We start from the raw sequence: 22,643 nt of genomic DNA, 5'->3' as shown, positions 1-22,643 counted from the left end.
TCTGCTTCATCGCTAATCCGCTCGAAAGCGGACAGGCTGAGATCCACCCATTGCAGTCGTAAGGGCCGCTCCATCCAACACTTTGACGTGAGGCTCGCCATGGGTCGATCTTGGTTGAGGCCAGGCGGCCCTGGCGTCAGCCGCGGTGACGAAGCGCTTCCAATAGGACCGTGAAGGCCGGGGCGGGCTGGCGACGACTCGGGTAGTACAGGTGGTATCCCGGGAAAGGCTCGCACCAGTCCTTCAGCACCCGCACCAACCTGCCCTCGGCCACGTCCTGCGCCACGTGGTCCTCCGGCAGATAAGCCAACCCGAGTCCGGCGAGGGCCGCCTCCCGGATCAGGGGTAAACTGGTGAACACGAGTTGGCCCTCGACGCGCACGTTCAGGGCCTGCCCCTTCCGCTCGAACTCCCATGGGTAGAACCCGCCACGGGTCGGCCGGCGCAGGTTGATGCACCGGTGGGCGGTGAGGTCCTCGGGGTGCTTGGGTCTCGCCCGTTTCCTGAGGGAGGCCGGGGTCCCAACCACGGCCATGCGCATGTCGGGACCGATGCGGACCGCAACCATGTCCTTCTCGACGTGCTCGCCGATGCGCACGCCGGCGTCGAAGCGTTCGGCAACGATGTTGGTCAGGGCCTGCTCGGTCACGATCTCGACGTTGATGTCGGGGTAGTCCGGCAGCAGGCGTGCCAGGACCGGCCACAGGACGGTCGCCGCCGCGTCCTCGGACGCCGTGATGCGGACGGTGCCGGCGGGCTTGTCGCGGAGCTCGGTGAGCGCGGCGAGCTCGACATCGATCTGTTCGAACTGGGGTCCCACGATCCGCAGCAGGCGCTCCCCCGCCTCGGTCGGCACGGCGCCGCGGGTGGACCGGGTCAGCAGGGGCACGCCGAGCCGGGCCTCAAGGCCCTTCAGGGCGTGGCTGAGGGCCGATTGCGTGATGCCCAGGCGTGTCGCGGCGCGGGTGAAGCTGCCCTCCTGCGACACTGTCGCGAAGGACAGCAGGTCGGTCAGGTCCGTGCGCGCCATAGGCCGGCTCCTCACCGCATTCTGAGAGGTGGACAAGATCGTCCGGGATCGTGCCGCGGACGATCCATAAGCGTTGCTCATGACCCTATGTGGCTGGGAGGCACTAATCAACGAGACGTGACGCCGTACCTTGGAGCCTATCCAAGGTGTGTGTGTTTCCACGGGCATCCCGCCCTCGACGGGCGGCCGTCGCGCCATCGCCCCCCCTGCAGCAGGCTCGGAGACCAAGATGGGACGACCTGGAGATTACGACTTGAACCGGAGAGATTTGATGGTGGCTGCATCAGCCACGGCGGCCCTGGCCGCCGTCCCCTCGGCGGCGGGCGCCGCGCCCGCGGGAACCGAAAAGCCGGTCCTGGCCAAGGTCGGTTTCACCGTGAACGGCGAGCGCCGCGAGCTCGAACTGGACACCCGGACCAGCCTGCTCGACGCGGTGCGAGAGCACCTGCACCTAACAGGCGCCAAGAAGGGCTGCGACCACGGTCAGTGCGGCGCCTGCACCATGATCGTCGACGGTCGACGCATCAATTCCTGCCTGACCCTCGCGGTCATGCACCAGGACGCCAGCGTCATGACCATCGAGGGGCTCGGCAAGCCGGGCGACCTCCATCCGATGCAGGCCGCCTTCGTGAAGCACGACGGCTACCAGTGCGGCTTCTGCACCCCGGGCCAGATCTGCTCCAGCGTCGCGGTCATCGCCGAGATCAAGTCCGGCATCCCGAGCCACGTCAGCGCCGACCTCAACGGGACCTACGAGGTCACCGACGCCGAGATCCGCGAGCGCATGAGCGGCAACATCTGCCGCTGCGGTGCCTACTCCAACATCGTCGAGGCGATCACCGAGGTCGCGGGGAAGCAGGCATGAAATCCTTCACCTACGAGCGCCCGGGCACGCCCGCCGAGGCCGCCGCCGCCGTCGCCCGCACCCCGAACGCCAAGTTCATCGCCGGCGGCACCAACCTGCTCGACCTGATGAAGCTGCAGATCGAGACCCCGACCCACCTCGTCGACGTCAATGGCCTCGGCCTGGACAAGGTTGAGCCGACGCCGGAGGGCGGCCTTCGGATCGGGGCCCTGGTGCGGAACACGGATCTGGCCGCTGATGCCAGGGTCCGGAAGGATTACGGCGTTCTCTCGCGGGCGCTGCTCGCAGGCGCTTCGGGACAGCTCCGCAACAAGGCGACCACCGCCGGCAACCTGCTGCAGCGGACCCGGTGCCCGTACTTCTACGACACCGCCCAGGCCTGCAACAAACGCCAGCCGGGGTCCGGTTGCTCGGCCATCGACGGGGTCAGCCGGCAGCTCGCCGTCATCGGTGCGAGCGAAGCCTGCATCGCGACCTATCCGGGCGACATGGCGGTGGCCATGCGCGTGCTCGACGCCAGCGTTGAGACCGTCGACGCCAAGGGCGCAACGCGCAAGATCCCCGTGGCAGACTTCCATCGCCTGCCCGCCGACAAGCCGGAACTCGACACCATCCTGAGGGCCGGCGAGCTCATCACCGCGGTGACGCTGCCGAAGCCCATCGCCGGGACGCACATCTACCGCAAGGTCCGCGACCGTGCCTCGTACGCCTATGCCCTGGTCTCGGTCGCTGCCGTGATCGGCAAGGACGGGACCGGCCATGTCGCGTTCGGCGGTGTGGCGCCCCGTCCCTGGCGCGTCGAAGCCGCCGAGGCCGACCTGCCGCGGGGCGCCAAGGCGGTGACCGACAAGGTCTTCGCGGGGGCCAAGCCCACCGAGGACAACGCCTACAAGCTGAAGCTCGCCGAGCGCACGCTCGGTGCCGTCCTGACCGAGGCGAGGGCCTGATCCATGAAGTTCGACACCCCCGCAGGCACCAACCCCATCGACCAGCTCAAGGTCGTGGGGAAGGCCACCGACCGGATCGACGGCCCGTTCAAGACCACCGGCACCGCCCCCTATGCCAACGACTGGCACGACCCGCAGGCCAAGCTCGCCTACGGCGTCGTCGTTGGCGCGACCATCGCCAAGGGCCGGATCGCCTTGATGGACCTGGGCACCGCCAAGGCCGCGCCGGGCGTCGTCGCCATCGTGACCGCCGAGAACGCGGGCAAGCTCGGCAAGGGCAAGCTCAACACCGCAAAACTCCTCGGCGGCCCCGAGATCGAGCACTACCACCAGGCGGTCGCCGTGGTGGTCGCCGAGACCTTCGAGCAGGCACGCGCCGCCGCGGCGCTGGTCAAGGTCAAGTACACCACCACGAAGGGTGTCTTCGACCTCGCCTTGGTGAAGGACGGAGCGAAGGACCCGGGCGACGTCCAGGGTAGTCCATCCTCCTCCTCCGTCGGCGACTTCGCCGGCGCGTTTGCCTCGGCGCCGGTCAAGCTCGACGAGAGCTACGAGACGCCGGACCACGCCCACGCGATGATGGAGCCCCATGCCTCCGTCGCGTCCTGGGACGGGGACAAGGTCACCGTCTGGACCTCGAATCAGATGATCGCCTGGGGCACGCGTGACCTCGCGCTGACCCTGGACGTCCCGCAGGAGAAGGTCCGGCTGGTCTCGCCGTTCATCGGCGGCGGCTTCGGCGGCAAGCTCTTCCTGCGGTCCGAGGCGCTCCTCGCGGCGCTGGGCGCCCGTGCGGCCGGTCGGGCGGTGAAGGTCGCGCTGACCCGTCCGCAGATGTTCAACAACACCACGCACCGGCCCGCCACGCTCCAGCGCATCCGCATCGGCGCGACCCCGGACGGTAAGATCACCGCCATCGGCCACGAGAGCTGGTCGGGCGACCTGCCCGAGGGCGGTCCCGAGGCGGCGGTCTTGCAGACCCGTCTGCTCTATGCCGCCCCGAACCGGATGACTGCCCTGCGCCTCGCCGTGCTCGACCTGCCCGAAGGCAACGCCATGCGGGCCCCGGGCGAGGCCCCTGGGCTGATGGCGCTTGAGGTCGCCATGGACGAGATGGCGGAGAAGCTCGGTATAGACCCTGTGCGGTTCCGCGAGATCAACGACACACAGGTCGATCCGGAGAAGCCGGAGCGTGCCTTCTCCCAGCGCAGCCTCGTCGCATGCCTGCGCCAGGGCGCCGAGCGCTTCGGCTGGGACAAACGGGGCAAGCCCGGCCAGGTCCGCGACGGCCGCTGGCTCGTCGGGATGGGGATGGCCTCGGCCTTCCGCAACAACATGGTCCTGAAGTCGGCCGCCCGCGTCCGCCTCGACGGCAAGGGCATGGTGATCGTCGAGACCGACATGACCGACATCGGCAACGGCAGCTACACCATCATCGGCCAGACGGCGGCCGAGATGATGGGGGTCACCCTCGACAAGGTCATCGTGCGCCTCGGGGACTCCGATTTCCCGGTCTCCTCGGGCTCGGGCGGACAGTTCGGCGCCAACTCGTCGACGTCGGGTGTCTACGCCGCCTGTATGAAGTTACGTGAGGCCGTGGCCGGCAAGCTCGGCTTCAACTCGGCCGATGCCATGTTCGAGGACGGGCAGGTCCGCTCGGGCAATCGCACCGTTCCGCTCGCCCAGGCAGCTACCGGCGGAGACATCGTGGCTGAGGACGCCATCGAGTTCGGCGACCTCGACAAGACCCATCAGCAATCGACCTTCGGCGGCCACTTCGTCGAGGTCGGCGTCGACGTGGCCACGGCCGAAATCCGGGTCCGCCGCATGCTGGCGGTCTGTGCCAGCGGACGCATCCTCAACCCGAAGTCGGCCCGCAGCCAAGTCATCGGCGGGATGACCATGGGCGTGGGCGCGGCCCTGATGGAGGAGCTCGCGGTCGACACCGAGCGCGGGTACTTCGTCAACCACGACCTCGCCGGCTACGAGGTCCCGGTCCACGCCGACATCCCGCACCAGGAGGTGATCTTCCTCGACGAGGTCGATCCGATGTCCTCGCCGATGAAGGCCAAGGGCGTCGGCGAACTCGGAATCTGCGGGGTCGGCGCTGCGGTGGCGAACGCTGTCTACAACGCCACCGGCCTGCGGGTCCGCGACTACCCGATCACCCTCGACAAGCTCCTGAACCGCATGCCGGACGCGGCCTGAGCGCGTCGGACGGTAGGAGCGTCGCAAAGACCGAAGGTCGAGGAGCGAGATCATGAAGTTCGATACCCCCGCCGGCATCAACCCCGTCGACCGGCTCAAGGTCGTCGGGCAGCCGCTCGACCGGGTCGACGGTCCGCTCAAGGTGACCGGCACCGCCCCCTACGCTTCCGACTGGCACGATCCGCAGGCGAACCTCGCCTACGGCTTCATCGTCGGTGCCGGCATCGCCAAGGGGCGCGTCGTCGCGATTGATCTTGCTGCCGCCAATGCCGCCCCGGGTGTCGTCGCCATTGTCACCCATGAGAACGCGGGAACGCTCGGCAAGGGCGAGTTCTACGTCCAGCGTTTCCTCGCCGCGCCCGAGATCGACCACTACCACCAGGCCGTCGCGGTCGTCGTCGCGGAGACGTTCGAGCAGGCACGCGCCGCCGCTGCCCTGGTCGAAGTGAAGTATGCCCGGGTGGAAGGTTCGTTCGACCTGTCGGCGTTGGTGGCGACGGCGCCGGTCGCCAAGGCCGGCCAGTTCGGGGGTAAGCCCGAGACCAGCGTGGCAGACTTCGAGACCGCGTTCGCGGCGGCGCCGGTCAAGGTGGACGAGACCTACACGACGCCCGACCAGGCGCACGCGATGATGGAACCGCACGCCACCATCGCCTCCTGGGACGGCGACCGCCTGACCTGCCACACCGCGATCCAGCAGATGAACTGGGGCGTTCGCGACCTCGCCAAGACCCTTGGCATCACCAAGGACAAGATCCGTCTGGTGTCGCCGTACATCGGCGGCGGGTTCGGCGGTAAGGGGACGGTGCAGACCGACCTCGCCCTGGCCGCGGTGGCCGCGCGCGTGGCGCGTCGGCCGGTCAAGCTCGCCCTGCAGCGCTCGATGATGTTCAACACCACCATCCACCGCCCGGCGACGGTCCAGCGCATCTGGATAGGGGCGACGACGGACGGCCGTATCACCGCCATCGGCCACGACAACCTCAACGGCAACCTCGCCGGGGGCCGGACCGAGCCGTCGACCGCCGCGACGCGGTCGTTCTACGCCGGCGCCAATCGAATGACCCGCCAACGGCTGGCGGTGCTCGACCTCGCCGAGGGTAATGCGATGCGAGCCCCGGGCGAGGCCCCGGGATTGATGGCGCTTGAGATCGCCATGGACGAGATGGCGGAAAAGCTCGGCATGGACCCGGTCGCGTTCCGGGTCTTGAACGACACCCAGGTCGACCCCGAGCATCCCGAGATGCCGTTCTCAACCCGCCCGTTCGTAGAGTGCCTCCGCACCGGGGCAGACCGGTTCGGATGGGATCGGCGCAAGGCAGCGCCGGCCAGCGTCCGTGACGGGCGCTGGCTGGTCGGGATGGGTATGGCAGGCGCGATCCGCGCCGCGAAGATCGCCAAGTCCGGTGCTCGTGTGCGGCTCGATGCTCGGGGCGTGGTTACGGTCGAGACCGACATGACCGACATCGGCACCGGCAGCTACACCATCGTCGCCCAGACGGCGGCCGAGATGATGGGCGTCGGGATCGAACGGGTCGTCGCGCGACTCGGGGATTCCGATTTTCCCGAGTCGCCGGGTTCGGGTGGCCAGCAGGGCGCGCCGTCCGTGACCGCAGGCGTCTACGCCGCGTGCGTGAAGCTGCGCGAGGCGGTGGCCCAGAGACTGGGGTTCAATTCGGCCGACGCGATCTTCTCGGACGGCGAGGTGCGCCTGGGCAATCGCGCCGTACCGCTCGGCGATGCGGCGAAGGCCGGCGACATCGTCGTCGAGGACACCATGGAGTTCGGCGACCTGTCGACGAGGTTCGCCCAGCAGACCTTCGGCGCGCACTTCGCCGAGGTCGGCGTGGATGCGGACACCGGCGAAATCCGCGTCAGGCGGATGCTGGCGGTCTGTGCCGCGGGCCGCATCCTCAACCCGAAGACGGCCCGCAGCCAGGTCATCGGCGGCATGGTCATGGGCGTGGGCGCCGCCCTGATGGAGGAGATGGCGGTCGACACCAAGCGCGGCTTCTTCGTCAACCACGACCTCGCCGGGTACGAGGTACCGGTCCATGCCGACATCCCGCACCTCGACGCGATCTTCGTCGACGAGGTCGATCCGACGATGTCGCCGATCAAGGCGAAGGGTGTCGGGGAGCTCGGGCTGGTCGGCGTCGCACCTGCCGTCGCGAACGCGATCTACAACGCGACCGGGGTCCGCGTGCGCGACTATCCCATCACGCTGGACAAGCTCCTCGACCGCATGCCCGACGCGGCCTGAAGGTAACGCCAAGGACACCGCCATGCACATACCCGTCGGGGCCGCCTCGCTCGTCCTTGCAGCGACCCTCGCCACCGGAATGAACTGGCATTGCTCCGCCAGTCCCTCGCAGGAGGCGGTGACCGTCGAGCGCAGCGGTACCGTGCCCTCCGTAAGGGGCGCGCCGGAGAACTTCACGGGGACCGTACGCGTCGACCCGATGATCCAGGAAAGGCCGCCTTCACGGTTGTCGGGCGGCCTCGTTACCTTCGAGCCCGGCTCTCGGACGGCTTGGCATACCCATCCCCTCGGTCAGACCCTGATCGTTACCGCCGGGGTCGGTCGGGTCCAGAACGAGGGCGGTCCGGTGCTGGAGATCCGGCCTGGCGACGTGGTCCGCATCCCGCCCGGCGTGCGCCACTGGCATGGGGCCTCGCCTACCGCAGGCATGAGCCACATCGCGTTGTCGGAGGCGCTCGACGGCAAGGTCGTCGATTGGATGGAGCACGTCACGGACGCCGAGTACCGCGGCGAGTGACCTGACCGTAACCCCAGGAAAAGTGAGTTCGCGAGATGCGTCCGAAGATCATCTGCCACATGGGAAGCTCCATCGACGGCCGGCTCCACCCGAGCCGCTGGACCCCTCCCGCCGCGGGCATCGAGCAGGACCTGGTTCACCGGTACTACGACGAGACCGCGGCGCGCCTGGATGCCGAGGGCTGGATCGTGGGTCGCACGACCATGGCCGAGATCGCCAAGGGGCATCCGCGCAAACCCGAGACCGTTCCTGGTGACCTCCGCCAGACTCATGTCGGCAAGCGAAACGGCCGCGACCTGGCCGTCGCAATCGACCCGCACGGGAAGGTGCATTACGGCCGGGACGACGCAGGCGGGGACCATATCGTGGCGGTCCTCGGCGAGGGCGTCACGGATGACTATCTGGCGGAGCTCCGTGAGGACGGGGTCTCCTACATCTTCGCCGGTCCGGACGGCCGTGACCTCGTCGGTGCGATGGCAACCCTGGGCGAGACCTTCGGCGTAAGGACCCTGCTGCTGGAGGGCGGCGGCATCATCAACGGCGCTTTCCTGAAGGCCGGACTGATCGACGAGGTCAGCCTGCTTGTGTCGCCCGCGCTTGATGGTCTTGCGGGCGTACCAACCATCTTCGAGTACCACGGCGAGCCCGACGAGCGGCCGGCGGCCGGCAAGGCGCTTCGGCATCGCCACACCGAGACTTTGGAAGGTGGCACCGTTTGGCTCAGGTATGCCGTCGAGGATGCTCCCGGCGCCTGAGCCTCGTGAGCATGAACCGCCGCCGGTCAATGGCCGCCGGACCCGATTTCGCAAGCTGAATAAGACAGGGCCGCAGGAAATTTCCGTGCTGCCCTGTCATAACTCTAAGTTGATTTAGAGCGTAACTTTGGTGTGCCGAACCGGATCATTGGGTCGGCTATCAAAACGGGGCCGGGAGTCGATCCCAAATTGAGGCCAGGGAAATGTTTACCCTGCCCAAACGTCGCGCTTGCCCACCTCACGGCGAGCTGCGATCGTCCAGATCCACCCCGCCACCGAGGCCTCCCCATGTCGCGAAAATCCTGGCGCACCGCCGCCCATCCCGACACCTGAGGAGGACCTGACGCACGCGTGCGCGGCCTCCAAAAAATGGAGGCCGCCATGGCCACGCTATTCACAGCCGACAATCACTTCGGACACGCAGGCATCTTGCACGGGTTGAGGCCTGGGTTCGCTGGCATTGACGAGCACGACGCGATGCTCGTGGAGGCCTGGAACGCAACCGTCCAGCCGGGCGACACGGTCTACCACCTCGGCGATTTCGCGCTCTCCACGCCCGAGTATGCAGCGAAGATTTTCCGTCGATTGAACGGTCGCAAGATCCTCGTTTCGGGCAATCACGACAGAAAGAACCGCCGCCTGCCTTGGGCCGAGCAACACGACGGGATCCGCGAGGTCTCGGTCGAGGGCCGCCATCTCGTGCTCTGCCACTACCCCATGCGTTCGTGGCCGCGTGCCTTCAAGGGGAGCCTCCATCTCTTTGGGCACACGCACGGGCTCCTGCCCGGCACGACGCAATCGCAGGACGTCGGCGTGGACGTGTGGTCGTACCGGCCGGTGACCCTCGATCAGATCCTCGAACGCATGTCGGCGAGTGACACGCAGCCGGAGGAGCGCGTCCTCACACGGTGACAGCTACACACAGATGCCCTCCAGCCCCTCCAGGGCCTCCTCGTCCTCGGCGGTCAGGTCGAGGGGGGCTGGCTCAGGAGGGAGCCAGGCCAGGTGCCTGTCCGCTGGTGTCTTGCCATGCCAGGTGGGCACGACCACCGTCGCATCGTAGATCGCCCAAAATCGACGCAGTGCAACTTTCGCACTGCCGCCCTGCACGAGAAATTCGATTTCACCGCTCGGACCGGGCACGTACGACCAAGCAATCCAGCCCTCCGTCGGTGGCCGGTCGCGATGGCCCTTCGTGATCCACGAACCCCTTGCGAGCCATACGCCGTCACTGCCCTCCTGGGGACCGACGGCCGACATTGGGTAAATCGCGCTCGACGGCGGGGGGTGATGCAGGCCCCGGCGGACAATGACCGTGAGAAAGCCTGGGCCCGGGACAATACAAATGATGTCGGGCCACACGCACGCGTCGCCGGGCGTGTGATGCCTGCTGCTGTTTATGACGTACCGCAGCGGCCGGCCAAGCCATCGTGACAGTCCGGGGAGTGCGAGCCTGCAGATCAAATTCAGACGCCGGTCCGGCCCTTCCAGCGGGCGTGTCAGTGAATGCCGCTCCCGCCATGGACAGTTCTCTATACCATGGTAGGATGTCATAGGATACAAACGTACAAAATCGCTTTTCAGGTTATTTATACGTACTCGCAGACGATTGAATCGATGTTTCAGGCGACCCTTGGTCCAAGAATCGTCTTTAACAGATAGTATAAAAGCAGATGCACGAACGAACTCGCGGTCCGCGATATCGAGGCCCGAGAACGCGTTTCGGCAAGCGTTTTGCCACTCCGCTTTCTTCTGAACCCTTGGTGGCGTCCAATATCTGGTAAGGTACTTTGTGTAACTCGGATCGTAAACATACGGATACATATTAGTCTTGGGCATGTGCGTTTGCGTTCCGCTTCAGAGCAAGCCGGTTTTACGATAAAGCTCTGAACCAAGGCGGTTCCCTGGGCGCTCGCATTTGAGCGCCCAGGGTCATAGATGTCTAACCCTGGGCGGCGTTGACCGGCTGCTGCAGGTCTGGGTCGACCTTGTAATCGTAGCGTGCCCGGGTGCGGTGACGGGCATCGTAGAGTGCCCAGACGTCCCCCTCCTCGCCGGTGCGCCCGTCACCCCCCAGGGCCGCAGCTACGGCAACTGCGGACGTCTCCTCGCCTCGGATCAAGGCGAGCGCCTCGTGGTAGCCGCTGCGGGGACCTGAGGCTTCGCCCTCCGACCAGTCATCGAGGTACCGCTTGTAAGTGTCGAACTCGCGGCTCGAAAGCATATGCCACGAACGCTGGGCAATGGCCTGGAGGATGCGCTTCTCGTTAAGCGTCATGACAGAGGACCTGCGGCCGCTCGGCAGGGTGTGGACGTCCTTGGGGGCGACGGTTGGGCCCTCAGAGACGTCGTCGGGCTCTTCGAATACGACCACCTTCACGGGCATCGTCTCAAGAGAATTGACCGCAGCGGCCGCAGGCCTGGCTTTCGGGACGATCTCGAAGCCGGCTTCAAACAAGCCTTCCATGATGACGGCGGCCCGGTACTCGTTCGAGCGGTTGTCGAAGCAGCGGTCGAGCGAGCCGCGAATGATGGCCTGCACGGGCCGGTGGTCGAAGGTCTTGATACGCATGATGCGTGGTCCTGTCGGTGAAAGGGCTGCGGGAAATGCGCCCCTAGCCGGGCGCCCAGGCTTCGAAATGCGGTGTCTAGATTCTGGTGGGTGCGCCCCGGGCTCCCGGCGGGAGCGGCGGCGGCGGGAGCGGGCGAGGCATTTCGGACGCGACCGGATCGGGGGACGGACCGTCATCGGCAAGGAGCTCGTCGAGGATCCCCACGACCGCCGCACGTTCCTCGGGTGACCTGTTTGCGTCCAGGTCCACGCGTTCCTCGACGGGCTCGCCCGCGGCCTCGATCTCGCCGGCGAGGTGAAACAACGAGTTTTTCGCGAAATCGAGCAGCCGGGCGTCCATCTCGTCCAGCGCGAACGCGAGACGGTCGCGACGGATCGCCGGGATCTCTGGGTCGTCGATCAGGGCCCGCGCGGCGGCCCGTGCCTGCGTCAGGCGTGCCCGGACTTGGGCGATGCTGAGGCTCTGAAGATCGGTGATGAGATCGCACATCAGACCACACCTTCCCGGCGGCGGAGCAGCGTGCGGCCGCGGCGGTCACCCGGCAGGCCTAGCTGCCCGGCGCGGCGGTAAAGCGTCTCGGGAGTGACCCCCAGTTCGAGGGCGGCTTGCGAGAGCGGGGCGTGCGCGAGGACTACCCTTCTCATTGTCTCGTGGTCGAGACGCGAGGGACGCCTGGCGATGCGAGTGCCATGGCGGTACGCGCACAGGTGAACCGCCTGGATCGTGACGCCCAGGCGGTCCGCGACTTCTCGGACAGTCTCCCGTCCCTCACGCGCGCTCTCGACGTCTAAGAGCGTGACAACTGGCTGGCGTGGCTGGGATGTGAGCCCGAGCCCCCTGCAGTGCACCGCAATCGTCTTCTCATCCCAGCCCTCGCGCGCGGCGATATCGCGGTAGGTCATGCCGGCGCTGAGGTACTCCTCGCACCGGGCTCGGGAGAGCCTGCAGTAGCGCTTGGGTCCCCGGCGGCGGTCTGGACGTACCTCACCCTGCGCGCCAGTCCGAGCGCCCTCAAGACCTGACCGGCCGGCCCCCGCCTTCCCAGGAGCACGTCCGACACGTGCTGGGGCGAGAGACCCGCCTGGCGTGCCCATGCGTCCTGAGATCCGGCCCGGCGGCATGCCCCGCGGAGCAGCATGCGCACTTCCGTCTCCGTCAACTCGACCATCCATTGCGTCCTCCGCGAATCTGCCGAGAATATTATATCGCAACCCCTACGAGAATTTCCAGGGTCTCCAAAATTATGCCTTCAATGTTATACAACCTGCGCGATAGCTTTAGGCTTTATTACATTTGAACAACAGTTTCGACAACGCCGTGTTGTTCAAATCGTTGTCGAAATCGTCGTGCGGTGTTGTCGAAAGAGCCTCGACGGTTTCTGTTGCGATCCGAAATACGATTGCTACATTACTCAGATCCGCAGATTCGAGGATTCGCAAATGGCCCGCTACACGCCTCCGCTCCCCCCTTACGTCCAGCCGCCAGCGTGGCTTGGGCTCCAGTGGCAGATGGGAGAGCTGCTCCACACGCGGCACGGCCCGCGGTACCTGAGCCGCGCCGTCCGGACGCCGGCGTTCGATCAGGCTATCGACGCGGAGGTCGTCTGTTTTTGGGACCTGGGTCTCACACGCGAAAGCGAGAACGTCTTGTTCTGGCAGGCGCCCGATCACGACCTGGACGCCGTCCAGACAGCTATCGACAGCATCCCGGGGCGGGTCGCTGCCCGAGAGGTGGAGCGGGCGGCAGCGGCCGCGGCCCGGCAGGCGAAGGAGGAAGCGGCGGCGGCCGCGGAGGTGCAGAGGATCGCCGATCTCGTTGCAAGGGCCCGCGAGGAGGCGACGCGGTCCCTAAAAGATCGCAGGTGGTCTTGGGCCCGCCGGGTCGACGCCGATGAGGCTCAGGGCCTCCTCCAGCGTCCGGACCTCGATGTTGCGGATGCGATGCGGCTGCTGTCCCTCGTCGAGAGGGCTGGCAAAAACGTGGCGCGGTCTGAGGTCAAGCTGGCTGTCATGCACGAGGGGGAGCGGGCCCTGGCCGAGCGCCCCAACGTGAGGTCCCTGGCTCTCGAAGCTGTTCGCCTGATCACGGCGGAGGACGCGGACTGGGCGACGCTCGAAAACGGCCGTGGCTGGAGTAAGAGCGCGACTATCGACGGGCATGTCCTCGACGCGCTGCCGGAGCTCGACGTCGCCCAGGCGAGTCACGCGCTCAGGCTGCTCCGCGTGCACCACAAGCAACTGCCCCGGGCGGTCGTCGAGAGCATCTTCGCCGCGGCCTGATTTGTCGATTGCGAGAGCGACCGGACAATCGAAACGTCACCACAGCACAGGACCACCGCCCATGAATTTCATCGCTCGCGTTTTCGCTCTCGCCGCCGCCGCCGTTGCCACCGTTCTTGCGTTCGTCTGGGAGGGGGGCCGCTGGATCCTCCGTGCGGTCAAGTCTGCGACTGGGGTCACGACCCCAGTCCTGCCCGCTACGGACGCGGCCGCGGCGTACCTCGATGCCCCTGCCCCGGCGGTTGCCCCGTCCCCGGCATGGGGCCCTGCCCCCCGCCATCAGGTTGGCGTGCCCCTTGTGTCGTACGCCCGGCACCTCGTCGCTGGGGGGCCCGCTGCGGACGTGTCTGGCCTACCCGAGCCAGTCCTGGCCTGGGCCCGGGGCCTGTCCCACAGCGAGCTCGTAACGCTGGCTGCCGCCCTCCCGCATGAAGCCGAGGCACACGTCGGGGGCAACCTGATCGAGGGCCTGCCGTCGCTCACCCCGGCCGCTCCCCGTGAGGTCGTCCCGACCGCAAATGCGGACACATCCGCACCCGTTGCGGACACATCCACATTTTGGACGTGGACGCGTCCGCTCTCGGACGACCCGGAAGACGTCGCCATCGCCGAGCTCGTGAACCTGACCCTTGAGCGCAACCGCCGCCGCAAGGTCGCCTAAGCCCCACTCCCCCCGAATGCGAAAGGGCCCGCCGGTCATCCGGCGGGCCCTTTTTTCGTGGTCCGCAAATGGGCCATTTGCGGACCGAATCTGGACCGTAGGGGAAAGGCACAACCCCCTCAGGCGCGATTTCTCACTGACGGCGGGCGAGACGCAGCGCCCGGATTTCTGCCTGAGCCGCAGCGAGATCACGTGCGAGCTCGGCTTCCCGGCGGCGGGATGCGAGGAGAGCCTGGCCCAGGCGGTGGACCGCGCTCTCGGCATCCGCATCTGCCTGCGCCCAGGCCTGTGCTTCACGACGCGCACGCTGGCCGGCGACCAGGGCGACACCGACAGCCAGCATACCGCTATGCATGCCGTGATGAAGGGTTTCGGTCTGCCTGCTCATCGTCGATCTCCCTGCGTCCAGGCACTCATAGATTCAGCTCCAAGCGGCCCTTGCAAGACGATCTCGGAGGCAGGGTTACTGTTTCCCTGGGCTCTGATTGCGGAGGACGTGTCCGAGGATTGCTCAAGCAATAGGTGGCGCACCTCCCCGTTACTCCTATGAAGAGCATCGAAAATCCAAGGGGACACGGGCGACGGGTTTCAGGGCGGGCTCGTCGGTTTCACGGCAGGGTCGGACGATGCCGGCATGCTGCAGGTAACCATCAAAACCGACCCCCCAGAACGCGACGAACTCGGTCCGGCGGACATCCGAGCGGCGCTCGTGGACAGCGTGAACTCGATCGCAGAAGCCGCGCGGCTTCACGTGACCGAAGCACTCCCCGTCCACCTCGACCGACCCACGCCGTTCACGATGAAAGCGATCGGGGTGAAGAAGGCCCGGCCCGGCACCCGGGACGTCGAGGCCGAGGTGGACGTCCTCCCGCTCCAGGCGCGCTACCTTGCCTTGGAGATCTTCGGTGGGGTCCGGAAGGCGGGCGATTACGCGACGACCAAGCTCGGACCGTTGATCCCCGGGAAAGACTCTCCCCGGAATGCGTACGGAAACATGTCCCGCGGATACGTCCAGCGCGTCATGCAGCAGCCCGGCGTGCGGTGGGTGAAGCTCAGGCCGGACAAGCCCCCGGTCCTCATCCGGAGGCGCAACGGCAAGACCCAGATCCTAGCCCTGATCATCGAGGAGGCCAGGTACAAGCCGCGGTTACCGTTCTACGACCTCGTCGAGGAGGCCCTGTCAGGGGCACCGGGGATCGTCTCGCGGCGCCTCGATGGCCTGGGGAGCTAGGTCGGGAACATGGGGTGCATCCCCGCCCAGGTGGTCATCTGAATGTTGATCGGGGGGCCGGTCCCGGCTCCGTTGTTGACCGACGTCGAGAACCAGGTCCCCCCCTCATCACGGGTCGCGACGAAGAGGTAGGCATTCTGCGTCGACCCCGGCGAGCTCGGCCAGGACCTCGTCGAAGGTGCCGATCTCGTCGGCGAGGCCCGCGTCGATCGCCTTCTGGCCCACGAAGCAACCGCCCCCGCCGAACCGCGCGACGACGTCCTCGGGGCTCACCCCCCTGTTGATCGCGACGGCGTCCACGAACACCGATGCCAGGTCGTCGATGACCACCTGGATGGCCGCCCTGCCCTCGTCCGTGGCGGGGTCCGGGCGCTTGCCGGGGGACTGGCTGGAGACGATCTCGTAGCGCTTGATGCCGAGCTTCTCGTCCATGCCGCGGGTGTCGTTGAAGATGCCCACGACACCGATGGACCCCAGCTGGGCGCACTCATCGATGACCACGTGATCGCACGCGCTGGCGAGCCAGTAGGCCGCGCTGCAGGCATCGCCCTCGACCCAGGCCACGATGGGCTTGCGGCCCCGGGCGGCCCGGATCTTGGCGGCCGTGGCATTGCACCCGGTGACCTCGCCGCCGGGGCTGTCGAACTCGAACAGGATGGCCTTCACGGCCGGGTCTTCGAGCGCCAGATTCAGGTCACGGGCGATGGCGTCGTAGCTCGTGGCGCCGCATGCGTCGTGGATCCACGACGCGTACCGGAACGACGGACCGATGACCGGGATGACCGCCACGCCGTCGCGCACGACCATCTGGCAGATCTCGGGCTCCTCCCGGACCATCTCGTCGCTTACCGCCCGGAGGCCGTCCCGGTTGGCGATGCCGACCATGGTGTCGAGCATGCCCTCCCTGATCGCCCAGGGTGTGTTGGTCATCTTGCCCAGGATGGGAGGCGCCACAGACTCCTCTTTGAGGCGCGGGATGACGGCCGTATCGCCGCCCTGCGGCTCGGCCTCCTCCTCGCCACCCCAGACGACGGGTCGTACGATATTGCCCATGACGCTTTCCTCCGTGACCCTACGGGGATCCCCCGCGGCCCGGCGCTCACGGCTCACCTTCTCCATGAGCAGGCGCATCTCCCCGGCCGCCTTCTCCAGGGCACGCTCCTCGCGGGAGAACTCCACCTCGGACCACGTCGACCAACCGATGAGCTCGGCCATGGCACGGCCGTAGTTAGCGCAGTCGAGAGCCTCGTGGCGTAGCCCACCTATGGACCGCCAGGTGGCCTTGGGGCGCCCCGTCTTCGATTTGACGGTGACGTACTCCTCGGACACCAACTGCTCGCACCACCCCAACTCCACGTCCATCGGGAGGTCGACCCAGCCCGGGGGCGTCTCCTCGCCCGGTGCGGGACGGGGCAGGTTGAGTTGCCCCATGAGCTCCAATTTCAGGAGGCCGACGCCCAGGGTCCAGTACAGGACGCCCTCGTCGGAGGACCACGAATGGCCGTCCTCCGACTTGAATCTCCACTTGCTCTCTTTGAGGATCTGGGCGTCGATTTTCTCGTTGCCGCGGATGGCCACGATCCAGTCCGGGTCCTGCTTCTGGACCCACGGCATCACGACATCCGGCCACCTGCCGCGGTCGACCGCGACCCGTCGGATGGGCATGATCGCACCGCAGGGATGGACGTAACGACGCTGGAGGAAGGCCTTCAGGCGGGCCCAATGCTCCGGATCCCGGAGGGCGCCACGAAGGCGCACGTGCTCGACGAGCCAACGCTTTCCCTTCCTCCCGTAGGCCCACACCCCGACCTCCAGGTGGTCGAGGCCGACGTCGACGCCGGCGGTCAGGAACAGGGCCTCCGCCGGGATCTGACGCGAGACGTAGGTGGTGGAGCGACGGGCCCAGATCGCCTCGTACGAAGGCGTGTCGGTGACGTCGTTCCAGGGCAGGCCGTAGGTGGTGTTCCAGAGGGTTTTGGTTTTTGAGTAGTTGCCCTCGGCGTTCTCGGTCTCCGTGGCGATGTCTGCCCAGGACTGCCACCCGACGGGGCTGTAGAAGGAGGGGAGGTAATAGGACCGGGGCATGTGGGCCGGCGCGTTGGCGATCCTGGGGATCCACACGCCCTCGTCCAGCATCGCCTCCTTGTGCCGGGCCTCGTCGATGCGGCCGCCGCACTCGGGGTTCTCGCAGACCATGTGGGCCGTCTGGGGTTGCCCCTTCTCGAACCGGAAGTTCTCGCGATTGAAGACCGTCCTGTGGCCGCAGTTGTGGGGGCACGGCATGCGGTATTCCCGCTGGTCCCCTTTGAGGTACATCGCCCAGATGACGCTGTCGGACGCCATGTTCGGGGTGCAGTTCAGGAACTCCTTGGCCCGGCGCCCGAAGGTGCGGCCGCGGACGCGCACCAGGTCAACGGCGTTGCCCTGCCCCTCCAGGTCCTTCGGGTACTCGTCGGGCTCCTCGTAGAGGCGCCATTTCGCCGGCATCGATTTGAGGGCGGCCGCCGAGTTCCCGCCGGTGAGGCGGATCATGCCCCCGGGGAAGGTCTTGATCAGGAGCGTGTTGCCCGAGGCCTTGCCCCGGTTTGGGGGGATCTTGGCCCGCAGCGCCTTGCAGGCCTCGATCATCGGACCAAGGCGCTGCTTCGAGTAGAGCTCGGCCATCGCCACGGTCGGGCAGACCACGATGGCGGGGCCCCCGGCAACGGCGATGATGTATCCGAGCCAGTTCAGACCCGCCTGGGAGGCGCCCAGCTGTGCCCCCTTCATCAGGATAGTCGTCACGACCGGGGACATGGGCGAGAGGTTCGTGAGGATCTCGCGCAGGTACGGCGTCCGGGCGGTCGAGTAGTCGCCGGCCTCAGCGGCACCGATGGCCGGCAGGATGATGTTGCTGTCGGACCACTCGTCGACGGGCGTCGGAGGGTCGGGCATCAGGCCCTCGCACCAGCCCTCGATGATGGCCTCGGCGCCGTCGAAGGTCGCCAAGGGCGAGACGGCGTTCACCCGAGGACCTCGGCCTTCACGCGCGCGATGTCCTTCTCCAGATACGCCCGGAAATGCTTCTGGAGGCACTCGTAGAGGGCATGCTCGTCCACCCCGAGCTCGGCCGCCATCGTGGCCGCGTGCTTGTCCGGGAAACGGAACAGGCCCTCACGGAACTCGCGGGCCAGGGCCTGCACCAGGGTGACGGCCGGGGCACGCTCGATCACCGACTTCTCGTCGACCTTCCGTTTGATCTGCTCGCGGCGGGCCTTCTCCATGGTCCATGCGGCGCGCGCCTTGTTGACGTCGGGACCGGCGACCTCGGGGCGTCCCATGACAGCCGCGGGTCCTGCGGCAGGCGCAGGGCTCGACACGGCCGTATTAGTGGAGGGCCGCTCCCGCTGCATGGCCTTGTCGACATTCGACGCATACAGGGCCCTCGCCCGCTCGGGGTCGAACAGCCCCCCAGGCAGCTTGGCACCGGCGAGGCGGGTGTCCCTGATCTTCCGGACCGCCCCCTCGGAGATCCCAAGGAGCTTGGCCAGCGCACGTCCCGAGACCCCGGCCATCAGTCAGCCTTGTGCCTGGCCTTCGTGGCCTTGGTGTCCTGCCGCTTGAACTCGATCCCGAGGCTCTCGGCCTTGGCCCGGAACGTCATGCCCCCGCCGGCCATGACGGCCTCGCCCTTGTTCTGACGCTCCCATGCGATGATGAGGATGTCGGCCGCTCTGAGGTCGTTCAGGGAGGCACCGGCCACGGTGAAGGTGTGGGGCCCGAGCATCCACCGGTCACCGGCCCTGCAGACCGCGGGCTCCTCGGTGACGGTCAACTCCCGCGGCGGCTCCTCCTCGGGCTCGGGCGCCAGGACCTCCGCGAGATCCTTGAGCTCGACCTCACCGAACCCGGCATCCCCCAGGTCGAAATCGAACTCGCCGGCGTCGATGGCCTCCTGGATGAATGCGACCTCCTTGGCCAGCATGGTCTCGTCCCACGACGAGTTGAGGGCGACCCTGTTGTCCGCGAGGACGAGGGCCGCGCGCTCCGCATCGCTCAGGCCGGGACGCCGGATGACCGGGACCTGCTCCATGCCGAGGCGCTTGGCGGCCTCAAGGCGGCCGTGCCCCGCGATGATGGTGTCGTGCTCGTCGACGATGAGAGGGACGAGGAAACCGAATTGTTCGATCAGGGCCTGGATCTGTCCGATCTGGGCCTCGTCGTGCGTACGCGAATTCCGGGAGTACGCACGCAGGGTGCGCACCGCGACGAGGGCGGTCTCGGAGTACGCGAGAGGGTCGTCGGTACGCACGCTATCCCCTTGATCCGTCAGGCGGTACGCGGGGTGCGTACCCAAAAATTTCCACTGTGCCCGGGCGGATGCCGCACCTTCGCGACTCCTGCTTTCGGACGCCCCAGGAGGGACCCACTCCACCCCCCCCTATCTCGCCCTTTGTCACCGGCTTTCCGGGAAGGGGATGCCCTCCCGTCGCCCCCCTAGGAGGGGTCAGGGAGGGCGAGGAAGTGCGGACCAGCGCACGGGAGGGATCCTGCCCCCGTCCCGTGCAACGGACGATCCCGGGCGTTCAGGGACCTACGGGAACGCAGGGCATCGAGACCACACCGGGGATGCCCCTGCACGATTTCATGCAGGGGTGAGGGACGGGGGTACACATCCTGCCACCGGCATAGGGATGCCCGTGGGCTACGCCCCTGACCCGTCGAGAGGGGGCGCGAGACGGGCTACGAGAGCCGCTCGTATGGCCTCGGTCTGGAGGGGCACGCCACCGCTCTCGCGTCCCCGAAGGCCACGCAGGGCGAGGCGGAGGACATCCCGGGCATCCACGACGCTGGCCACCAGGGGCTCCCCCGGTCGGGTCCCACGCGAGCTCGCAGAGGCAAGGAGCGCGTCACGGAGCGCGTCGACGATGGCGGCATCAAGCTGGCGAGGATCAGGCGCGCCAGCCTCGCGAAGGGCCTGTCTCGCCGCACGCTTCCTCGCCCGGTCCGCATCGCGACGGGACGCCTTCGAGGCAGGTAGAGATGGGGTCAGGGGGATGCCGGCGGACATGGGAAGATGGTGAACCGGAGCCTGGCAAGGCACAACGAGAAACCCCGCCCTTCGGGGTACGGAGGACGGGGTTTCGGTACGTTGAGGTGCAACGCCCTGTCCCATGCGGAGACAGTGAGAAAGGTAGCGAATTCGGGCGCATTCTACAAGGGGCGAAGCGACCTAACCTACGGTCACGGAAGGAAAATGTTGTCCCGTTTGGCTACGCCCCTGGAAGGCTCTCCTGAGGCCTCCGGCCCCTTTCAGGGATAGGGAGACCCGAAGGCTACGCCCCATCCCTGCGGGGCTATCCTGAGGCCTCCGGCCCCTATCCCCGGAGGCTATCCCGAAGGCTACGCCCTGACCTCACTGTGGCATCCCCGAGGCCTCCGGCCCCTGACCGTGGAACAAGCTTTCCTCGGGCTACGCCCCCGCTTGAGGGAGGCTGTCTTGGGACCGATACGGTCAGGGACGATGTGCGTCGGGAAGGCACGAATTCCGGCTTCGTTCTCGTACGCACATACCGATTTCGCGATTGCACGAGCGTTAGCCTCTCGCCGCTCCCATGTCTCGAAAATCCCCTCACACCGCTCCTCAGACATCAAGATCCTCTCGGTCTTGATCTGGTACGCGATCATCGCCTCAAGCCTCTCATCCGGGTCCCAGCGCAAGGGCCGCGGGGCAGGAGAAGCCACGGGTGAGACAGGACCGGAGACCGGCTCAGTCCTGACGACCTCAAGAGAGGCAGAAGCGGTAGTACCCACGCACCCACCGGAACCAACCGACGCACCCAGCGCTCCCATCTGTGGGGTGAATCCTCTCTTTCTTGTGGCCTGACAGGGGTTTATCTCGGCGCACTTGGCCTCCATGATTTCGGCCATGATGCCGGTCACTTTGGTGTCCTTCGAGGCCTGCGTCACGAAGGAATCGTGCACCGGCAGGGCCGGGACATTCTCCCGCTCGCAGCGCTTCAGGACGTCGACGCACATCTCGCTCTCGATGTGCATGAGGCGGATGCCCATGTCCGCCCCGAGGAGATGGGCGATGGGCTCGTGGCGGTGCATGACGGCCTTCATGAGGCCCTTCGTGTAGTCCAGGGAGTGGGGCCACTCGCCCGGATCGCCCTCCTCCCGCTTCATGAGGGACAGGACGCCGCCATAGGTCGTCCTAGTGTTCATGACCGTGAGGAGCGCGGCCTTGACGTGCCTCGGGTGGTAGCCGTGCACGTCGTAGATCTCGCCGACCGGCAACTTGCCCGCCATGGCGTAGAGGAGCGTCGGGTGGCAGGCCGACCAGTCGCTCTCGAACGCCACCTCGCCGTTGATGAGGAGCTCGATCCGGCGCGCCGCCGGCAGCTGCTGCCACCAGCCATACAGACGCCCGTGCATGTCCCATCGGCCCCGGCCGTAGATACGAACCATGCGTGGGGCTGGCGTCGGGCGGAGGCCAACCCAGCCGCCGGTCTTCTCGGACCGGGCGAGGACGTGCCCCGGCGTGTGGAGCCATCCGTCGCCCTCGGGCATCTCGATGCGGATGGCGCCGACGGCCTCGTTGCGGGCCTCCATGACCTTGCGCAGGCGCCGGGTGTTGTCCGTGTCCGTGTACGCCATGCGCTCGCCGTCGACGTCCCGAAGCTCGATGACCTCCCTTGGCCCGACATGCTCGAAGGGGCAGTCGTGGAAGGCGGCGATGAGCCGGTCGGTAGCCCGCATGCGTGACTGCCAGCCGTGAGAGGCGGGACCGGGGAGCGCGCGCTCCTCCTCGATCAGGCCGAGGTCGAGGAGTTCCTGCACGGCCGCCTTGACCCGGTCGTACGTGTAGGCGGTACCCTCGTAGCGGGCCAACGGCGCGTAGAAGCGCTTGCTCCGCGAGTAGGAGACCCATCCGCCCTGGCCAGCGAGGGCGGCGCGGACGAGCGAGGTCATGATGGAGTTCCGGGCCTCCAGGGCCCGGGGGTGGCCTATCAGGCTGACGCCGGCGGCGGCGATGAAGGCGGGCTTGGTCCTCCAATGGAAGTCCAAGGGGAAGTCGTGCCCCTCAAGGGGCAGTTCCAGGGTTCGGGCAGGCATTGTATCCGCATGGTTTTGACCGTGCGCGGCCCGGCACCTCTGCGAGCCCGCACCCTCAAAACGTGCACTCGGCGTCAGTATTCCGCCAGCCTTCTCAGGGGCCTAGCCTTAACACCTGAAGTTAACGCGAGACTTACCCTACCCCCTCCCATGTTGTGCCCATGGGAAGCCCATTATCTCCCATGGGATCTCCATGAGTTTCGGGTGACCTTCACT

General features: G+C 67.0%; 21 protein-coding genes. 10 read left to right on the top strand and 11 right to left on the bottom strand.

Annotated elements, in window-relative coordinates; all coding sequences use genetic code 11:
- Nucleotides 1–136: 136 nt before the first annotated feature.
- Nucleotides 137–1,030, bottom strand: coding sequence for a LysR family transcriptional regulator (locus tag ASF32_RS20910; protein WP_056433006.1), 894 nt, complete (start codon nt 1,028–1,030; stop codon nt 137–139).
- 271 nt (nt 1,031–1,301) lie between these two features.
- Between ASF32_RS20910 and paoA the strand changes: the two genes are divergently transcribed.
- The 7 genes from paoA (at nt 1,302) to ASF32_RS20875 (ending at nt 9,497) form a co-directional block, all read left to right on the top strand.
- Complete coding sequence (paoA, locus tag ASF32_RS20905) at nt 1,302–1,895, top strand: aldehyde dehydrogenase iron-sulfur subunit PaoA (protein WP_056433003.1); 594 nt, start codon at nt 1,302–1,304, stop codon at nt 1,893–1,895.
- Nucleotides 1,892–2,842 carry a xanthine dehydrogenase family protein subunit M gene (locus tag ASF32_RS20900; protein ID WP_056433001.1) on the top strand — a complete coding sequence of 317 codons (951 nt, stop codon included), beginning with the start codon at nt 1,892–1,894 and terminating at the stop codon, nt 2,840–2,842. The genes paoA and ASF32_RS20900 overlap by 4 nt, the downstream gene beginning before the upstream one ends.
- Before the next feature lie 3 nt (nt 2,843–2,845).
- Nucleotides 2,846–5,050, top strand: coding sequence for an aldehyde oxidoreductase molybdenum-binding subunit PaoC (gene paoC / locus ASF32_RS20895; RefSeq protein ID WP_056432998.1), 2,205 nt, complete (start codon nt 2,846–2,848; stop codon nt 5,048–5,050).
- A 52-nt stretch (nt 5,051–5,102) separates the two neighbouring features.
- Nucleotides 5,103–7,313, top strand: a complete 2,211-nt coding sequence (gene paoC / locus ASF32_RS20890) for an aldehyde oxidoreductase molybdenum-binding subunit PaoC (RefSeq protein ID WP_056432995.1) — start codon at nt 5,103–5,105, stop codon at nt 7,311–7,313.
- 118 nt (nt 7,314–7,431) lie between these two features.
- Nucleotides 7,432–7,830 carry a cupin domain-containing protein gene (locus ASF32_RS20885; protein WP_244483689.1) on the top strand — a complete coding sequence of 133 codons (399 nt, stop codon included), beginning with the start codon at nt 7,432–7,434 and terminating at the stop codon, nt 7,828–7,830.
- A gap of 35 nt (nt 7,831–7,865) precedes the next feature.
- The gene (locus ASF32_RS20880; RefSeq protein ID WP_082490480.1) at nt 7,866–8,585 is read left to right on the top strand and encodes a RibD family protein; all 720 of its coding nucleotides are present in this window, start codon (nt 7,866–7,868) and stop codon (nt 8,583–8,585) included.
- Nucleotides 8,586–8,954: 369 nt separating this feature from the next.
- Complete coding sequence (locus ASF32_RS20875) at nt 8,955–9,497, top strand: metallophosphoesterase family protein (RefSeq protein ID WP_056432986.1); 543 nt, start codon at nt 8,955–8,957, stop codon at nt 9,495–9,497.
- Between the two features lie 3 nt (nt 9,498–9,500).
- On the opposite strand, the gene ASF32_RS20870 is transcribed toward ASF32_RS20875, so the two are convergent.
- The 4 genes from ASF32_RS20870 to ASF32_RS20855 form a co-directional block, all read right to left on the bottom strand.
- Complete coding sequence (locus ASF32_RS20870) at nt 9,501–9,845, bottom strand: hypothetical protein (protein WP_244483685.1); 345 nt, start codon at nt 9,843–9,845, stop codon at nt 9,501–9,503.
- A 682-nt stretch (nt 9,846–10,527) separates the two neighbouring features.
- Nucleotides 10,528–11,157, bottom strand: coding sequence for a hypothetical protein (locus ASF32_RS20865; RefSeq protein WP_056432983.1), 630 nt, complete (start codon nt 11,155–11,157; stop codon nt 10,528–10,530).
- A 76-nt stretch (nt 11,158–11,233) separates the two neighbouring features.
- On the bottom strand, nt 11,234–11,647 hold the full coding sequence (locus ASF32_RS20860; RefSeq protein ID WP_056432980.1) for a hypothetical protein: 414 nt from the start codon (nt 11,645–11,647) through the stop codon (nt 11,234–11,236).
- Nucleotides 11,647–12,060, bottom strand: a complete 414-nt coding sequence (locus ASF32_RS20855) for a hypothetical protein (protein WP_056432977.1) — start codon at nt 12,058–12,060, stop codon at nt 11,647–11,649. Before ASF32_RS20855 ends, ASF32_RS20860 begins: the two co-directional genes overlap by 1 nt.
- 537 nt (nt 12,061–12,597) lie before the next feature.
- Here ASF32_RS20855 and ASF32_RS20845 point away from each other — a divergent pair.
- Entirely contained in the window at nt 12,598–13,437 is an 840-nt protein-coding gene (locus tag ASF32_RS20845) for a hypothetical protein (RefSeq protein ID WP_056432974.1), read from the top strand.
- Between the two features lie 343 nt (nt 13,438–13,780).
- Nucleotides 13,781–14,098, top strand: a complete 318-nt coding sequence (locus ASF32_RS26710) for a hypothetical protein (protein ID WP_244483684.1) — start codon at nt 13,781–13,783, stop codon at nt 14,096–14,098.
- Between the two features lie 133 nt (nt 14,099–14,231).
- On the opposite strand, the gene ASF32_RS20835 is transcribed toward ASF32_RS26710, so the two are convergent.
- Nucleotides 14,232–14,486, bottom strand: a complete 255-nt coding sequence (locus ASF32_RS20835) for a hypothetical protein (protein WP_056432968.1) — start codon at nt 14,484–14,486, stop codon at nt 14,232–14,234.
- 246 nt (nt 14,487–14,732) lie between these two features.
- Between ASF32_RS20835 and ASF32_RS20830 the strand changes: the two genes are divergently transcribed.
- Nucleotides 14,733–15,329 (top strand): hypothetical protein, encoded by a 597-nt coding sequence (locus ASF32_RS20830; protein ID WP_056432965.1) that lies wholly within the window; start codon nt 14,733–14,735, stop codon nt 15,327–15,329.
- A 108-nt stretch (nt 15,330–15,437) separates the two neighbouring features.
- Here ASF32_RS20830 and ASF32_RS20825 read toward each other — a convergent pair whose 3' ends face one another.
- The 5 genes from ASF32_RS20825 to ASF32_RS20805 all read right to left on the bottom strand — a co-directional run bounded on the left by ASF32_RS20825 (nt 15,438) and on the right by ASF32_RS20805 (nt 22,427).
- On the bottom strand, nt 15,438–18,335 hold the full coding sequence (locus ASF32_RS20825; protein ID WP_056432962.1) for a terminase gpA endonuclease subunit: 2,898 nt from the start codon (nt 18,333–18,335) through the stop codon (nt 15,438–15,440).
- Nucleotides 18,332–18,883, bottom strand: coding sequence for a hypothetical protein (locus ASF32_RS26070; protein ID WP_056432959.1), 552 nt, complete (start codon nt 18,881–18,883; stop codon nt 18,332–18,334). Before ASF32_RS26070 ends, ASF32_RS20825 begins: the two co-directional genes overlap by 4 nt.
- On the bottom strand, nt 18,883–19,620 hold the full coding sequence (locus ASF32_RS20815) for a ParB/Srx family N-terminal domain-containing protein (RefSeq protein WP_056432956.1): 738 nt from the start codon (nt 19,618–19,620) through the stop codon (nt 18,883–18,885). The genes ASF32_RS26070 and ASF32_RS20815 overlap by 1 nt, the downstream gene beginning before the upstream one ends.
- Before the next feature lie 393 nt (nt 19,621–20,013).
- The gene (locus ASF32_RS20810; protein ID WP_056432953.1) at nt 20,014–20,379 is read right to left on the bottom strand and encodes a hypothetical protein; all 366 of its coding nucleotides are present in this window, start codon (nt 20,377–20,379) and stop codon (nt 20,014–20,016) included.
- A 332-nt stretch (nt 20,380–20,711) separates the two neighbouring features.
- Complete coding sequence (locus tag ASF32_RS20805) at nt 20,712–22,427, bottom strand: hypothetical protein (protein ID WP_056432951.1); 1,716 nt, start codon at nt 22,425–22,427, stop codon at nt 20,712–20,714.
- Between the last annotated feature and the right edge of the window lie 216 nt (nt 22,428–22,643).

It is taken from the genome of Methylobacterium sp. Leaf91 (assembly GCF_001422815.1).
Taxonomy (GTDB): domain Bacteria; phylum Pseudomonadota; class Alphaproteobacteria; order Rhizobiales; family Beijerinckiaceae; genus Methylobacterium.
The sequence above is the reverse complement of the archived record's forward strand: the minus strand, read 5'-3'. Positions and strand labels throughout refer to the sequence as shown.

Bases quoted from the DNA above. Each gene is read 5' to 3' on its own strand.
- ASF32_RS20880 (WP_082490480.1), top strand. From the start codon at position 7,866: ATGCGTCCGAAGATCATCTGCCACATGGGAAGCTCCATCGACGGCCGG.
- ASF32_RS20860 (WP_056432980.1), bottom strand. From the start codon at position 11,647: ATGTGCGATCTCATCACCGATCTTCAGAGCCTCAGCATCGCCCAAGTC.
- ASF32_RS20875 (WP_056432986.1), top strand. From the start codon at position 8,955: ATGGAGGCCGCCATGGCCACGCTATTCACAGCCGACAATCACTTCGGA.
- ASF32_RS20845 (WP_056432974.1), top strand. From the start codon at position 12,598: ATGGCCCGCTACACGCCTCCGCTCCCCCCTTACGTCCAGCCGCCAGCG.
- ASF32_RS20870 (WP_244483685.1), bottom strand. From the start codon at position 9,845: ATGTCGGCCGTCGGTCCCCAGGAGGGCAGTGACGGCGTATGGCTCGCA.
- ASF32_RS20810 (WP_056432953.1), bottom strand. From the start codon at position 20,379: ATGTCCGCCGGCATCCCCCTGACCCCATCTCTACCTGCCTCGAAGGCG.
- ASF32_RS20865 (WP_056432983.1), bottom strand. From the start codon at position 11,157: ATGCGTATCAAGACCTTCGACCACCGGCCCGTGCAGGCCATCATTCGC.
- ASF32_RS20855 (WP_056432977.1), bottom strand. From the start codon at position 12,060: ATGACCTACCGCGATATCGCCGCGCGCGAGGGCTGGGATGAGAAGACG.
- paoA (WP_056433003.1), top strand. From the start codon at position 1,302: ATGGTGGCTGCATCAGCCACGGCGGCCCTGGCCGCCGTCCCCTCGGCG.
- ASF32_RS26070 (WP_056432959.1), bottom strand. From the start codon at position 18,883: ATGGCCGGGGTCTCGGGACGTGCGCTGGCCAAGCTCCTTGGGATCTCC.
- ASF32_RS20900 (WP_056433001.1), top strand. From the start codon at position 1,892: ATGAAATCCTTCACCTACGAGCGCCCGGGCACGCCCGCCGAGGCCGCC.
- ASF32_RS20805 (WP_056432951.1), bottom strand. From the start codon at position 22,427: ATGCCTGCCCGAACCCTGGAACTGCCCCTTGAGGGGCACGACTTCCCC.
- paoC (WP_056432995.1), top strand. From the start codon at position 5,103: ATGAAGTTCGATACCCCCGCCGGCATCAACCCCGTCGACCGGCTCAAG.
- ASF32_RS20910 (WP_056433006.1), bottom strand. From the start codon at position 1,030: ATGGCGCGCACGGACCTGACCGACCTGCTGTCCTTCGCGACAGTGTCG.
- paoC (WP_056432998.1), top strand. From the start codon at position 2,846: ATGAAGTTCGACACCCCCGCAGGCACCAACCCCATCGACCAGCTCAAG.
- ASF32_RS20830 (WP_056432965.1), top strand. From the start codon at position 14,733: ATGCTGCAGGTAACCATCAAAACCGACCCCCCAGAACGCGACGAACTC.
- ASF32_RS20835 (WP_056432968.1), bottom strand. From the start codon at position 14,486: ATGAGCAGGCAGACCGAAACCCTTCATCACGGCATGCATAGCGGTATG.